Origin of the sequence: Photorhabdus hindustanensis (assembly GCF_002968995.1) — a bacterium.
Taxonomy (GTDB): Bacteria; Pseudomonadota; Gammaproteobacteria; order Enterobacterales; family Enterobacteriaceae; genus Photorhabdus; species Photorhabdus akhurstii.
On the sequence record NZ_PUWT01000016.1, the window covers coordinates 1 to 14,573 of the forward strand.

13 protein-coding genes are annotated in these 14,573 nt (G+C 42.4%); 3 read left to right on the forward strand and 10 right to left on the reverse strand.

What is annotated here, in order from left to right:
* The first annotated feature begins 493 nt into the window (after window positions 1–493).
* On the forward strand, window positions 494–751 hold the full coding sequence (locus tag C6H66_RS25845; protein WP_181150152.1) for a hypothetical protein: 258 nt from the start codon (window positions 494–496) through the stop codon (window positions 749–751).
* A gap of 100 nt (window positions 752–851) precedes the next feature.
* Here the strand turns inward: C6H66_RS25845 and C6H66_RS06580 are convergent, their stop codons facing one another.
* Window positions 852–1,217, reverse strand: a complete 366-nt coding sequence (locus C6H66_RS06580) for a helix-turn-helix domain-containing protein (protein ID WP_036775906.1) — start codon at window positions 1,215–1,217, stop codon at window positions 852–854.
* Between the two features lie 263 nt (window positions 1,218–1,480).
* Between C6H66_RS06580 and C6H66_RS06585 the strand changes: the two genes are divergently transcribed.
* Window positions 1,481–2,122 carry a hypothetical protein gene (locus tag C6H66_RS06585; protein ID WP_105395143.1) on the forward strand — a complete coding sequence of 214 codons (642 nt, stop codon included), beginning with the start codon at window positions 1,481–1,483 and terminating at the stop codon, window positions 2,120–2,122.
* A 20-nt stretch (window positions 2,123–2,142) separates the two neighbouring features.
* Here C6H66_RS06585 and C6H66_RS06590 read toward each other — a convergent pair whose 3' ends face one another.
* From C6H66_RS06590 to ppsR, 8 genes are all read right to left on the reverse strand, one after another.
* Window positions 2,143–2,937 (reverse strand): heme ABC transporter ATP-binding protein, encoded by a 795-nt coding sequence (locus C6H66_RS06590; RefSeq protein ID WP_105395144.1) that lies wholly within the window; start codon window positions 2,935–2,937, stop codon window positions 2,143–2,145.
* Complete coding sequence (locus C6H66_RS06595; protein WP_105395145.1) at window positions 2,937–3,938, reverse strand: FecCD family ABC transporter permease; 1,002 nt, start codon at window positions 3,936–3,938, stop codon at window positions 2,937–2,939. Before C6H66_RS06595 ends, C6H66_RS06590 begins: the two co-directional genes overlap by 1 nt.
* Entirely contained in the window at window positions 3,935–4,756 is an 822-nt protein-coding gene (locus C6H66_RS06600) for a heme/hemin ABC transporter substrate-binding protein (protein WP_105395146.1), read from the reverse strand. Before C6H66_RS06600 ends, C6H66_RS06595 begins: the two co-directional genes overlap by 4 nt.
* Window positions 4,753–5,826, reverse strand: coding sequence for a hemin-degrading factor (locus tag C6H66_RS06605; protein ID WP_105395147.1), 1,074 nt, complete (start codon window positions 5,824–5,826; stop codon window positions 4,753–4,755). The genes C6H66_RS06600 and C6H66_RS06605 overlap by 4 nt, the downstream gene beginning before the upstream one ends.
* Window positions 5,827–5,856: 30 nt before the next feature.
* Window positions 5,857–7,878 (reverse strand): TonB-dependent hemoglobin/transferrin/lactoferrin family receptor, encoded by a 2,022-nt coding sequence (locus C6H66_RS06610; protein ID WP_105395148.1) that lies wholly within the window; start codon window positions 7,876–7,878, stop codon window positions 5,857–5,859.
* 89 nt (window positions 7,879–7,967) lie between these two features.
* A complete protein-coding gene (hemP, locus tag C6H66_RS06615) occupies window positions 7,968–8,165 on the reverse strand; it encodes a hemin uptake protein HemP (protein ID WP_082300897.1) in 198 nt (65 codons plus the stop codon).
* 173 nt (window positions 8,166–8,338) lie between these two features.
* Complete coding sequence (locus C6H66_RS06620) at window positions 8,339–9,385, reverse strand: 3-deoxy-7-phosphoheptulonate synthase (protein ID WP_105395149.1); 1,047 nt, start codon at window positions 9,383–9,385, stop codon at window positions 8,339–8,341.
* A gap of 141 nt (window positions 9,386–9,526) precedes the next feature.
* Window positions 9,527–10,408 (reverse strand): posphoenolpyruvate synthetase regulatory kinase/phosphorylase PpsR, encoded by an 882-nt coding sequence (gene ppsR, locus C6H66_RS06625; RefSeq protein ID WP_072165179.1) that lies wholly within the window; start codon window positions 10,406–10,408, stop codon window positions 9,527–9,529.
* A 212-nt stretch (window positions 10,409–10,620) separates the two neighbouring features.
* Here ppsR and ppsA point away from each other — a divergent pair, with 212 nt between their 5' ends.
* The gene (ppsA, locus tag C6H66_RS06630) at window positions 10,621–12,999 is read left to right on the forward strand and encodes a phosphoenolpyruvate synthase (protein ID WP_105395150.1); all 2,379 of its coding nucleotides are present in this window, start codon (window positions 10,621–10,623) and stop codon (window positions 12,997–12,999) included.
* Between the two features lie 444 nt (window positions 13,000–13,443).
* Here the strand turns inward: ppsA and ydiK are convergent, their stop codons facing one another.
* Window positions 13,444–14,553 (reverse strand): AI-2E family transporter YdiK, encoded by a 1,110-nt coding sequence (ydiK, locus tag C6H66_RS06640; protein WP_046397205.1) that lies wholly within the window; start codon window positions 14,551–14,553, stop codon window positions 13,444–13,446.
* Between the last annotated feature and the right edge of the window lie 20 nt (window positions 14,554–14,573).

Here is a 14,573-nt window from a genome sequence, read left to right on the forward strand (position 1 = left end):
CGGCGGAACTGGCGGTGGAACTGGTGGCGGAACTGGTGGTGGAACTGGTGGTGGAACTGGTGGCACTGGCGGTGGAACTGGCGGTGGAACTGGCGGTGGAACTGGCGGATAATAAAGGACAGTAAAAATTAGGAATTATCGGAGTGAGAATTTCTATAGAGCATAGTATTCTCTATTATTTACGTTAAAGGTATTAAATAGTGAATTGGAATTAATTTTGAATAAAAACCCTGAGGTTTAATCTTTAGGGTTTTTACTTTTTAATAACTGAACATACATGGAGCTTGAGGAAAAAGACACTTATAAATACCTGATATATATTTTTTCAGTTTTCTTCTGCTGGGTTGTTAAGTGCTATTAAAAAGTCATTTGAATTAATACTATTTAATAAACAAATAAGTAGCTTTCGTTAATATACATTGACTAAAAATAAGCAAGATGGTGTTTTTATGTTTTTTATCTGTTTGCTGGCAGTAAAAGATTGTATTTATGGTTGGATGAAGATATTTCATATTATGGTTATGATTTATATGAAAATATTTTTTTAAATTATACTAATTGGTTTATTCGCAGTGGATTAATAGAACTGAATGAATTTTATTGTCATTTAATAAAATTATTTTCTGAGATAATTTATGCTGGTATATGTGGTAATTTTCTTGGAAGACTTATGGAAATTTTTTCTCCATTTCCAAGAAATAACGCGGGGTTAGCTAATAATTATCTGAAAAATCTTTATTTGGTTCTTTGAACAATTAGGACGTTAATGGATTCAGATAGCATAAAAATTAAATGGCCAATAAAATATTGACCATTAGGGAATACTATCAATAAGGTTATTATGGACCCGGTTATTGCTTATGATCTAAGAAGTACATTAATTCAGGTAGATTGCCATTTTCTCTGAATCTGGCAGGTGTGGTATTAAAGTGTTTTTTAAAGATCCGAGTGAATGTTGCCTGAGAACTGAACCCATACTGTAAGGCGATATCAAGGATTGGTAAGTTTTCTTCACGTAGAGATCTTGCTGCTTCATGTAAACGCCGTTTGCGAACATATTCACCTAGGGTATAGCCTTTCACTTCTTTAAACACTCTTTGTAGATGCCACTTTGAATAACCGCTTTTGTCAGCAATGGTCGCTATTTTTATACCTTCGTTACGTTCGAGCTGAGTTTCGAGCCATCTGACAATATCATTTACTACATTTTCTGACATTTTCACCTCCCACTAATGGTGGGCTAGTTGCTAAAGCATTAGATTTCGTTAGTTATTTTCATAAGGATAATAACGATGGTTACTAATGTGTGTATTTTAAAATAAATCCGGGATATCTATAGGCAAAAAGTGCTATTTATAATTGATAATTATTATCATTTGTGCAAATTTCCTTTGTTTTAATAATAATTAGCATCAAATGATCTTCACTAATTTATTTAAAACAGTATCATCGTTCGTCATTTAATTTAATGGAGGTTGTAATGCAATCGGACTTGATTTTTTTAACGAAAAAGTTGGCATTTTTTGTTCTTTATGCTCTGATTTTAACTATAGTTATAGGCTTACTCTTTGTTGATGTTATCTATTTGCAGAATGCGGTAAAGGAGAACTCAGTAACTGAAATTTCTCAGGAAAGTATACTGTTTGTTATTTCTGCTGTATTTCTATTAGAAGCAAAGAAGAATTGTCAATTACGTCCCGCATTAGTCTTGATATCAGGTTTTTTTGCTTGTTTATTGATAAGAGAGCTGGATGCTATTTTCGATGAAATATTTCATGGCGCCTGGGCGTGGATTGCTATTCCGTTAGCGCTAATTTGTATTTTTTACGCTGCTTATAAAGGCAGGGATACGTTGGTTGGTCTTGTTCATTTTACCCGCCATCAAAGTTACGGCATGATGGTTGCGGGTATTTTGTGTGTACTCGTTTTTTCCCGTTTGTTTGGTATGGGAGAGTTATGGAAAGGTTTGATGCTCGAAAATTTTGATCGAACCGCAAAAAACATGGTTGAGGAAGGGTGTGAACTTCTGGGTTATTGCTTGTGTTTGATTGCAACTTTTTGGTATCTGCCTGATGCGATAAAATTTCAAGTGAAAAGTAAGACAGGCAAGAGATTGAAATAATTTGCCTGTCAGATTTGCTGTTATTGCCTCAAATAAATCTGAGGTTGCTGAGTTTCAGGATGGCGGGTAATACCAAGATCTGCTTGGTACCATTTTCTCAGAGTATGATCATTTAGTACCTCTTCTGGTGTACCCGCAGCGACAAGCTTCCCTTTATGTAACAGAAAGATTTTATCTGCATAGAGAGCAGCAAGATTCAGGTCATGTAGAACACAGCACATAGCCATAGGTTGTTCCCGCGTTAGTCGGTAAAGCAGGCGCAAAGTATGTTGCTGGTGGTAGAGATCTAGGGCTGATGTCGGTTCGTCAAGAAATAAACAGCATTCTATCGGTGTTGGATACCAAAGTTGAGCCAGGATGCGAGCGAGTTGTACTCTTTGCTGTTCACCACCGGAGAGTTGCCGGTAGTCGCGGTGACGTAACTCTTGGCAGTCCGTTTGCTCAATGACGGTATCGATCGCTGTCTGTTTATGATGAGTGCCATGAGGAGAACGTCCCATCGCGACCACTTCTTCCACACTGAAAGGGAAGGAGAGTGAGTTATGTTGACGCATGACGGCGCGAGTACGGGCTAATTGTTCCGCCGGCCATTGCTCAATGGGTATTCCATGTAAATAACATTGCCCATGTTCAGGTTTTATATATCCCGTTAATAGTCGCAATAATGTGGATTTCCCAGCGCCATTTGGCCCAATGATGGCGACAATCTCGCCTTTATTTACCGAGAGCGAAACATTATCAATTATTTTCTGGTTGCCAATTGAGTAGCTTAAATTCTGTGCTTGCAGAGAAATATTGTTTTTTATGGCATCCATTATGCACGGTTCCCCGGTTGTTTGAGTATCAACCATAGAAAATATGGACCGCCGATTAAACCAGTGATAAGGCCAACGGGCATTTCTGCCGGGGAGACCAATGTTCTTGCCAGTGTATCCGCGGTAAGCAAAAGAGAAGCTCCGCCTAACGCAGCACCGGGAAGCAGCCAATTATGATCACCGCCAAATCGCATTCTGATCAAATGTGGGACAACTAGCCCAACAAATCCAATAACGCCACTTAATGCAACAGCGCTGCCAATAAGCAGGGCGCTGAGTAGTAATAACTGGAATTTAGTGCGCTGGACATTTATACCAAGATAGTGGGCCTCTTCATCTCCTAATTGCAGCAAATTCAGTTTGCGGGCTTGGCTGAAAGTTAGGATAGTGGCGGGAATAATTAAAGAAGCGGTAATTGCCAACGTCGGCCACTCTATTTGGCTGAGTGAACCCATCATCCATAAGGAGAATTGGCGTAGCTGTTGATCGTCACTGATATAGCTCAGGACGCCAATAGCAGACATACAAAGGGCATTGATAGCAATCCCGGCGAGTAATAAGCGGGCCAGATTTCCGTAGTTATATTTATTGAGTGAAAAAATCAGTAATGAAATTAGCAGGCTGCCAATAAAAGCAGCGATAATATGTCCGTACATAGCAATTGCAGATGGCAGGCTAACGGGCAGAACAATTGCCATTGCAACCATCAGTGCGGCTCCACTGCTGATACCTAGCAGACCAGGATCAGCCAGTGGATTGCGAAATAATCCTTGCATTACAGCGCCGGAAGCCGCTAAAGCACAGCCAACCAGTATGGCTAATAGCACCCTTGGTAATCTGATATTAAGCCAGATTTGCCACTGGGGATCACTAATGGAAGATTCCCATAATGTCTTGAAAGATAATGATAATGCGCCAATATTGGCAGAGCCGATAGCCAAGCCGGATAATATCAAAAAAAGAAACGCTAAACCCAATCCCGGAGACTTCATACGGCTCATTGAGTCTTCTCCGCCGCCTGTCTGAGTTGTTTCATTACTGAGGGGGTTTCGAGGCCAAAACCGAGTAGCCCCATATCATCTACAATTAAAACCTGTTGTTTCTGGCCGGCAGGGGTATGTTTCAAGCCGGGCAATTGCCAGATTTTATCCAAACCGCCCATTGATTTAATCCCATCTTCCGTCACCAATAACAGATCTGGTGCGCTGGCAATAACACCCTCCTGGGAAAGTGGACGATAATTATTGAAACCTTGCATGGCATTAATGGCGCCGACAGCGCGAATCATTTTGTCCGCGGCGGTTTTTTGCCCGGCGGCCATTGGCATGATACCCCCGTGACTCATGACAAACAGAATACGGGTGGGCAATGTCGTTGTCGGTATTTCTGCCAGCGATTTTTGATATTGCTGAATCAGTTGTTCACCACGTTCAGCCTGATTGACCGCCTTAGCGACGGTCTTAATTTTTTCAGGAATGGCTTCTAACGCTGCTTTTCCGGTTATCTGAATAACTTCTACGCCAGAATCCTGGAGTTGCTTAAGCGCCAGTGAAGGTTTTGCCAGCTCACTGGTTAGAACCAGTGTCGGATTCATAGAGAGAATACCTTCAGGGTTGAGCATTCTCATATAGCCGACATCGGGTAAAGTAAGCAATTCGGTTGGTTTCTGGCTGGTGCTGTCTCTGGCGACAACTTTTTCACCTTCACCAAGTGCAAAAACAATTTCAGATACATCGCCACCGATAGTGACGATCCGTTCAGTGGAAAAAGCACTGAACGATAATACCGCAAGGGCAAATGTCAGAAGCCATTGTTTCATGCTATACACTCTTCCTGTTTTGATTGCAGTTTTGGCAGAGCAGCTATTTGCTCACGCCACTGAGTTTGTTCAGGAGTGCCTTCTGTACGCTGACCAAACAGTTGAGCAATTTGGTTGCCATTAGCATCAAATAGCTCAAGGCTAGTGACAAAACCCTCCTCTGTTGGCTTACGAGTTACCCAGCTTTCAGCGATAGCACTCTCTATTAAATGTAGTGTGAAATTGCGGTTAAAGATATTAATCCATTTTTGATCTGAGTTTTCTTCCTGATGTGGCATCAGTCGTTCCAGCTTTCCGGTGAAAATTTGTACGCAGCCGTGGTTGCTAACGAAAATCATGATTTCATTCTGATCGTTATAAGCGGTGTTGATGAGCTCATTCAGCGCAGAATTTTCCACCTTGTAAGCCAGATCATCCTGTACCGCGTTGAAAACTTGCTGGCGGTTCAGATTATGACGTTTAAGTAACGTGAAGAATTGATGAACGTTAGTCATTGCTCGCCACTCTTCATCAAGCTGGGCTTTCAGTTCATTTGTTACGGTTGAATAGGTGGTTTCTTCTATAGGTTTGATGACCAATTCAGGGTTGTCTTCTGTCTGGTATTTTTCAATCAGCGCTTCCCAGGCGGCCATATCAGTATTGTTTGTTGCATAAACTTTATGCACCGCATCACCCTGATGATCAAAAAATTGAATGCTATGGCGCGTACCATTTTTTGCGGGTTCAACCAGATAAAATATACTACTCCAAAGTTCAAAGAATATCCGCAAGTCGAGTTCACGAGGGTTCAGGACTAGCCCTGCATGGCTGCTGAAACGTGTATTTTCATAACGGCCAATCTGTTCATGAACAGCAAAATCGTTGCGGGTGATCGCTTTAGTTTCACCAACAATAGCTAACTCTTCCAGTAAAGTTGGGGCGTCAACGTTAAGGCGTTTGGCATCGATGCCAACGCGGCTATGCAATAATTCACCTTCACTGACATTCAGATAGGCCGCCAAATCACGGGCATATTTGGCCTTATTATCAGTTTTGGCTTGCAAGTAACGTTCATAAAGTGACGAATTCACAGTTTAACTCCTTGAAATATATTTATTTAATTACCACTGGTAACTGACTAACAGTTTGGCGTTGCGGCCATCCTGAGGTGTTCCTTGTGGCGAGTAGTATTCTTTATCAAAAGCATTGCCCAAAACTGCCGTGGTAGTCACACCTTTTAGCATTCCTTCACCTTGATAGCTGACATAGAAATCATTAACACCGTAGCCAGCTTGTTGTTTAGGATCTCTACCTCTGGCATCTTTACCTTTGAAATTAGTATGCTTGGTGAATTGACCTACCCAGCCGACAGAGAAACCGGTTTGTGCAATAGGGATATCCAAGATGCTGGTGATAGTATCTGGGCTAAGGTTATCTAGAGAATCACCGCTTTGTTCATCTTTACCTTCTGTGCGGTTGTAAGCCAGTTCCCAGGAGAACAGATTGGATTCATAGTTTATGGAAGCATCCCATCCCCAGATCTTGGCTCTAGATATATTGATAGATGTTGTATTCCTTCCTCGATTGACTACATCTGACTTAATATAATCTTTAGCTTTAGTATCAAAATAACTCGCTTTGAATTTCAGTTCGTCATTATCTGCCAGTAGATTATCGAAACGTAAACCAAAACCAGACTCCCACGTTCCATTAGTTTCTGGGCGGAGATTTGGATTGGGAATCCAGAAATTTCCGGGATAGTGCATAGAATCGTTATACATTTCTCCCATTGTCGGGGCACGGAAAGCTTGGGCATAAGAGGTGAACAGCATCGACCAGTCAGTTGGCGTGATACTGATGGCGCCTTTGGAAGACCATTTATCCGCGCTGACAGCCTTATCTTTAGAATTGGTTCCTTTGTACTTGTCATAGCGAGTACCGGCGATAATAGAGACCGGTAGGTCGCGCAGCGTCATCTCATCTTGCAACCATCCGGAATAAAAGCGGATATCAGCATCGGGGAAGCTATCTGTATTGCCGTTTGGGGTCTGTTTCTGTTTGTAAGTTTCGCCACCGTAGGTAAATTGATGCGCCAGCGGGCTATCTGTCCACAGGCGGGAGCGGTTTTCCAATTTTACGCCATAGGTTTTCTGTTCACGGCCTTCGAACCCTTTTCCTTTAGTACGGGCATCAATAGTGATATCAGAATAATAGAGGTCAGTTTTAGCATTTAACCAATCATATTCCGCTGGATTTAATTGGTAGCTAAGTTGGGCATCACGTTGAGTTGTCGTGCGGTCAGTCCAAGTGCTAGGAGCTTTATTTTTTCCGGTGAGTGTTTGTGGATTTTTAGGTTGATTCGCCTCATTACGGTAGTAGCGTAACTGACTGCTCAGGGACTGGTTGTCATCAATTTTCCAGCTGCCTTTTGCCATCAGGTTACTGATAAATTCATCATTATCGCCAACCACACCACCACCGTGGCGGATATTACCTGAATCACGGGTACTGAAGGCAAATACCCCATCCAGGGATTCCGATTTCGCGAAAGTCGCACCACCGAAGCCCATACTATGGTCACCCGTCGCACCGCGGGCGAAAACGCGGAATCCATGATCTTGACCTGCTTGCAAAAGGTCTGCTGCATCAACGGTTTGATAAGCGATCACACCACCTAAGGCGCCACTGCCGTAAAGTAGGGCGGAAGGGCCGCGTACAACTTCGACTTGTTTAATTAATGCCGGGTCCAGGAACGTACCGTTGATATGACCGGTATCGGTACCTTGGCGAATACCGTCAATCAATGTCAAAACACCTTTTGGACCATAACCGCGCAGACTAACATCTTGCCCATTAGCACGGTTTGTTCCGGCTATGTTAATGCCAGGTATTTTTCTGATGAGGTCGTTAGCATTACCTGCTGTCTGACTTTGTGGTGACTTACTGTTTATCACTGTGACCATCATGGGAGCTTCGAAACTATCCCTTTCATTACCTGTGGCATAAACAGTTATCACATCACGGGATGATGATTTATCACTGCTGGAATCGGACGATTCTGTTGCTGCATGAGCAGAAATAGTACTAATAATCGCTAAACTTAATGCTGATAGTTTAAGTGTTGATCTTGCAGATTGAGACATCAGACGAATCTCCATAATAATATTTTATGAGTTATGGATATAGCTGGCTGCCCCGATACGCGATCCGGGTGGCTGGCTGAGTTATTATTTTATTTAGTTAGTATCAGCTTACCGGCTTTAGTTTGGCGTAATTGGTAGAATTCTCCTTGGTGACGAATTCTGGTAATTCCTAGCTCACCTAATAGTTGTTTACTGTCAATGTAGCCAATTTCTACAATTTCAGTAGGATAGATGTTGTAATGTTTTTCAAGCGCAATGCAAGAATGTTGGTGACATATTTTAGTCATAAAACCACTTTGCGAATACTAACTATTATCATAGTGAGAATTATTATCGTTATATGAAGGGGCGACTTCAAGCAATATTTTTGGTGGTCATGATCATCACATTAATAAAATTTTACTAATTTGTTGTCAGTTAGCCTTTTATGAATGAATAAAGGCTAACTCAGAATAAGGATTCAGAAACGGTAACTTACTGCTTCGGCGAGAATGTCAATAAGTTGTTCTGTATCTTGCCAGTTTAGACAAGGATCTGTGATCGATTGACCGTAATTTAGCGGTTGTCCTTGAATGATTTTCTGGGTGCCTTCAACCAGAAAACTTTCAGCCATCACACCGACAATAGCGGTAGAACCCTCTTGAATCTGTTGGCCCACCTCTTTTGCTATAGTCAGTTGGCGTTTATGTATTTTTTGACAATTGCCATGACTGAAATCGATAACTAAATGTTCTGGTAAATTAAATTCGCGTAGCTGGGCACAAGCTATAGCGATATCTTGGGCACTGTAATTAGGCTGTTTGCCTCCACGCATAATAATGTGGCCGTATGGGTTGCCTTCGGTTTGATAGATGGTCATCTGACCGTGCTTATCAGGCGAGAGAAATGTGTGATGGACACTGGCTGCGCGGATTGCATCTATGGCGATACGGATGTTGCCGTCCGTTCCATTTTTAAAACCAACAGGACAGGAGAGGGCGGATGCCATTTCACGGTGAATCTGGCTTTCTGTTGTTCTGGCTCCGATAGCGCCCCAACTGATCAGATCGGCAATATATTGGCCGGTCGCCATATCCAGAAATTCGGTTGCCGTGGGTAAACCCAACTCATTGACGTCGACCAGTAATTTCCGGGCCAAAGTAATTCCCCGATTTACCTGGCAAGAGCCGTCGAGATAGGGATCTGAAATTAAACCTTTCCAGCCTACTACTGTGCGCGGTTTCTCAAAATAGGTGCGCATAATAATCTCCAGTCTGTGCTGGTATTTTTCACGCAATCTGTTCAGTCGCTGTGCATAATCTAAAGCAGCATCAATATCATGAATAGAACAAGGACCGATGATTACCATAAGCCGTGGGTCATTCCCGCAGAGAATATCAGCAATGCGTTTCCGTGACGCTGTAACATTGTTAGCGATTTTTTCGGAGACGGGAAATTGAATTGCAAGAGCTTGAGGTGTTACCAAACTATCGACACGGTGAGTCCTTAAACCATCTGTTTTGTACATATATTTTCTCAAAGTTCGTTTCACATTAGCAGGCATATCTATAGGTAATTGAAATTACAATAAACGAAAACGACTAAGTTAAACAAATGATATAATTAATCATATGATGAATTTTTTTCCGTTATTCCTATTGATATATTTTTAAAACATTCGGCGGTTTAGCTTCATCATGTCGATTATTTTGGTCGAGATTTCTTCAACAGAATAATTGGTGGTGTTAAGATAATTAATCTTATTTTTGCGGAATAAAGCTTCAACTTCCGAAATTTCTATTCTACATTGCCTTAATGATGCGTAACGGCTATTTTCTCGACGTTCTTCCCTAATCGCCGCCAGCCGCTCAGGGCTTATAGTTAAACCGAATAACTTATGTTGAAACTGTTTTAATGTCGCAGGTAATTGTAAATTGTCCATATCATCCGCCGTAAAAGGATAATTTGCAGCCTGAATACCAAATTGCATGGCTAAATAGAGGCTGGTGGGTGTTTTTCCACAGCGAGATACGCCCAATAGGATAACCTGTGCCTGGTCAAGATTACGTAAAGAGATACCATCATCATGGGCCAGGGCATAATCAATAGCCGCTATGCGGGCATCGTACTGACTGAGATTCTTTTCAGTCAGACCGTGGGTACGATTAAGTTCGGGTTTGGGTTCCAATCCAGTTTCTTGCTGTAATGGGGCAACGAGTGTCTGTACAATGTCCTGACAAAATCCTTCGCTGCTGGTAATAATATTTTTCACTCCAGAAGAGATAATGGAATAGAAAACTAAAGGTCTTATACGCGTATCTTGATATATCTGGTTTATTTGTTGCTTTATTTCTTTTGCGCGGGTTTCACTGGCGACAAAAGGAAGAGTATAAGCGGTTATTTTGATGGGAAATTGTGATAAGACAGCATGTCCCAATACTTCTGCGGTAATTGCCGTACCATCTGAAATAAAGAAAACGGTACGTTCAACATTCTCAACGTCTTCAACATTATTACGTTCCGCTGATGTTGCTAATTTGAATTCTGCCATGATATTTATAGTGACCTTTCATCTTGCCAATTGTTTAGTTGAATAAAACCGGGTATTGATTCTCTGCAAAGTATACCTAAGAAAAAAATAATGTGTTGGGTTGATCGATTCACCTTTCTATGTGTGCGAAAACATTGTGTTAGTCTATTTATGGTTGCGCTATGCAGCGCCAATTTTCCGATTTGTACCCAAATGCTAAAAGGATTGTTTTAATGCCCAATAATGACCTCACCCCGCGTAATGTGCTTTGGTATAACCAATTAGGTATGCATGATATTGACCGGGTTGGTGGTAAAAACGCCTCCCTAGGAGAAATGATCACTCACCTGTCAGAACTGGGGGTTTCTGTCCCGAATGGTTTCGCTACGACAGCACAGGCATTTAATGATTTCTTGGAACAAAGTGGCGTCAATCAGCGTATTTATGACTTGCTGGATGAAACAAATGTTGATGATGTCAATCAACTCTCTAAAGCCGGCGCGCAAATTCGCCAATGGGTGATTGATACGCCATTTACGCCACAACTGGAAAAAGATATTCAGGATGCTTATCAACAGTTGTCTGAAGGAGAGCCGGAAGCCTCTTTTGCTGTACGTTCTTCGGCCACCGCTGAAGATATGCCTGATGCCTCTTTTGCCGGGCAGCAGGAAACTTTTCTAAACGTGCAAGGCATTGATGCGGTGATGGTTGCCATCAAACATGTGTTTGCTTCATTGTTTAATGATCGCGCTATTTCCTATCGTGTCCATCAGGGATATGACCATCGAGGAGTTGCGCTGTCTGCGGGTGTACAACGTATGGTGCGTTCTGATCTCGCCTCTTCCGGTGTGATGTTCACTATTGATACTGAATCAGGGTTTGATCAGGTTGTTTTTATTACCTCTGCTTACGGATTGGGTGAGATGGTTGTTCAGGGCGCTGTGAACCCGGATGAGTTCTATGTTCATAAGTCAACTCTGAATAAGGGAAAACCGGCAATTGTGCGGCGTAATCTGGGTTCTAAAAAATTGCATATGATCTATGCTGACAATAAAGAACATGGTAAGCAGGTACGTATCGAAGATGTAGCAGAATCACAACGCAATCGTTTCTCTTTAGCGGATGAAGAAGTTGAGGCATTAGCGCGTCAGGCATTATTAATTGAAAAGCATTATGGCCGGCCAATGGATATTGAATGGGCTAAAGATGGTCATAACGGCAAGTTGTACATTGTTCAGGCGCGTCCTGAGACTGTCCGCTCAAACCAGCAGGTTATGGAGCGTTACCAACTGAATGAACGAGGTCAGGTATTGGTGGAAGGACGCGCCATCGGCCATCGTATTGGCGCAGGCCGAGTAAAAGTTATTCACAACTTGAATGAAATGGATCGCATCCAACCGGGTGATGTTCTGGTCACTGATATGACCGATCCCGACTGGGAGCCTATTATGAAAAAAGCCGCTGCGATTGTGACTAACCGGGGCGGACGGACCTGTCACGCAGCGATTATTGCCCGTGAATTGGGCATTCCCGCGGTTGTTGGATGCGGTGATGCAACGGAACGTTTGAAAGAGAATCAGCCGGTGACAGTTTCCTGTGCCGAAGGTGATACGGGTTTTGTTTATCAAAATCAACTGGACTTTACTGTACAAAGTTCTCAGGTCGATCAGTTACCGGAGCTTGATGTAAAAATTATGCTAAACGTCGGCAACCCAGATCGTGCATTTGATTTTGCCCGATTGCCGAATGACGGCGTAGGTCTTGCTCGTTTGGAGTTTATTATTAATCGGATGATTGGTGTACATCCTCGCGCATTACTGGAGTTTGATCAGCAAACTCTGGAGTTACAGCAGGAGATAAAATCGCTGATGGCCGGTTATGACAATCCGGTTGAATTCTATATTGGGCGCTTGACTGAGGGGATTGCTACTTTGGCGGCTGCGTTCTGGCCGAAACGGGTTATTGTGCGTTTGTCTGACTTTAAATCTAATGAATATGCCAATCTGGTTGGCGGTGACATTTATGAACCTGATGAAGAGAACCCCATGCTAGGTTTCCGTGGTGCAGGGCGTTATGTCTCTGACAGTTTCCGTCGCTGTTTTGCATTAGAGTGCGAAGCGGTTAAACGCGTACGTAATGATATGGGGTTGACCAACGTCGAAATTATGATCCCGTTTGTTCGTACGGTAGCTCAGGCTGAAGCGGTTATTGCTGAACTGGCATCCCAAGGGTTGAAGCGTGGTGAGAATGGCTTGAAAGTCATTATGATGTGCGAGATTCCGTCCAACGCAATTCTGGCAGAACAGTTCCTTGAACATTTTGATGGCTTCTCTATTGGTTCTAATGACATGACTCAATTGACTCTTGGCTTGGATCGGGATTCTGGGGTGGTATCTGAACTATTTGACGAACGTAATGATGCGGTCAAGGCCATGCTCTCATTAGCTATTCAGGCGGCCAAACGTCAAAACAAGTATGTGGGAATTTGTGGTCAAGGGCCTTCAGACCATCAGGATTTCGCTCACTGGTTGATGAAAGAGGGTATTGACAGCCTGTCATTAAATCCAGATACCGTTGTAAAAACTTGGTTAGGATTAGCAAAAGTGAGTTAATTGAGAATAATACGCAATTGAAATTAAAGGCCCGTCAAAATAATGGCGGGTTTTTTCACGATTAAGGTTGCTGATTACAGTTTCTGTGGAAAAGCATAAAAGTAACGAAAAAAAAAAGCCTATCATGGGCGTGATAGGCAAGGACTACACACAGCAATATAGGAGCTTCTAACAAGTAGAACCATCAAAAGGAGAAATAAACGTCTCGTTCATAGCCTGTTTATATTAATTTAGTTATATGGTTTATTCATTAAGAATTGTCCTAATTTCCGTATTATTTACGACTAAAATGGGTCAAATTTAACTAATTTTTAACAATTTTTTCACAATAATTATATTTAATGAATAAGTGCCGCAAAAGAGTGGTAAGTTTTATAAGATTATGCTTTAGCGAAAGAGCTAATTCTCTTTCGCTGTGTAAGTCAGAATTAATTATCATACAAATTATTCTGAAAATTCTTGTTCCAGATATTTTTCCGTTTCGGCTAAATCATTTTCAGGCTCTGGGACTTCATTCATCCATACGATTAATAAACGATAAGCAACCGCTAATACAACGGGGCCGATAAATAAGCCAATCATGCCAAATGAGAGTATTCCACCAATGACGCCTATTAATATCAGCGCCATAGGTAAATCTGCGCCCAGACGAATTAAAAATGGGCGAAGAAATCCATCCATTGTTGTTACGATGCAGCTCCAGACCAGTAATACGGTTCCCCAGGTTGTATCACCTGTCCAGTAAAGCCAGGCGACAGCAGGAACTAAAATCAGTAATGGGCCAAGCTGAGCGACACAGCAGACAAACATGAGTACGGTCAGCAACGTCGCATAAGGAATACCTGAAACAGCCAGGCCGAGACCACCGATAATGGCTTGAACCAGCGCGGTAACTACCACGCCGAGCGCTACGGCACGGATGGATTGTGCTGCCAACAGGATGGCGGCATCTCCACGTTTATTTGCCAGACGAATGGCAAAATGGCGAATACTTAGCGCCACCTGTTCGCCTTTCAGATATAAGAATATGCTAAATAACACCATTAAGCCGAGATGGAATACGAAGCGCCCGGCATTTGCTGCTTGAGTAAAGAACCAGGTTGCTGCTTCTCCAACATAAGGTTGGACTTTAGCTATCAGCACATTTCCACCATCAGTAATGAGCGAGTTCCAACCGCTGTAAAGTTTATCGCCAACCAGAGGAATACTATTCAGCCAGGTCATTGTCGGTATCTGAAAATGGGAGGGGGATTTAGCCCACTGGATTAATGGTGCGCTGTTTTCCAACAAGCTACTGACCAGTAATGCGACAGGGATCACAAACAATAGAATTAGCAGTAGCGTCATGATGGAGACGGCAATCCAGCGTTTACCCCATAAACTGTTTTGTAGTTTTTCTAATAATGGCCAGGTAGCGATAACAACCATACCCGCCCAGACAAAACCGAAGATAAAGGGCTTTATCACCCAAAAACTAGTAACAATTAACAGTGACAAGAAAATTAAAGTAAAGAATAACTTTGGTAGATCATAATGTGGTTGAGATTTGTCCATAAGTTAATTTCTCTCAGGGA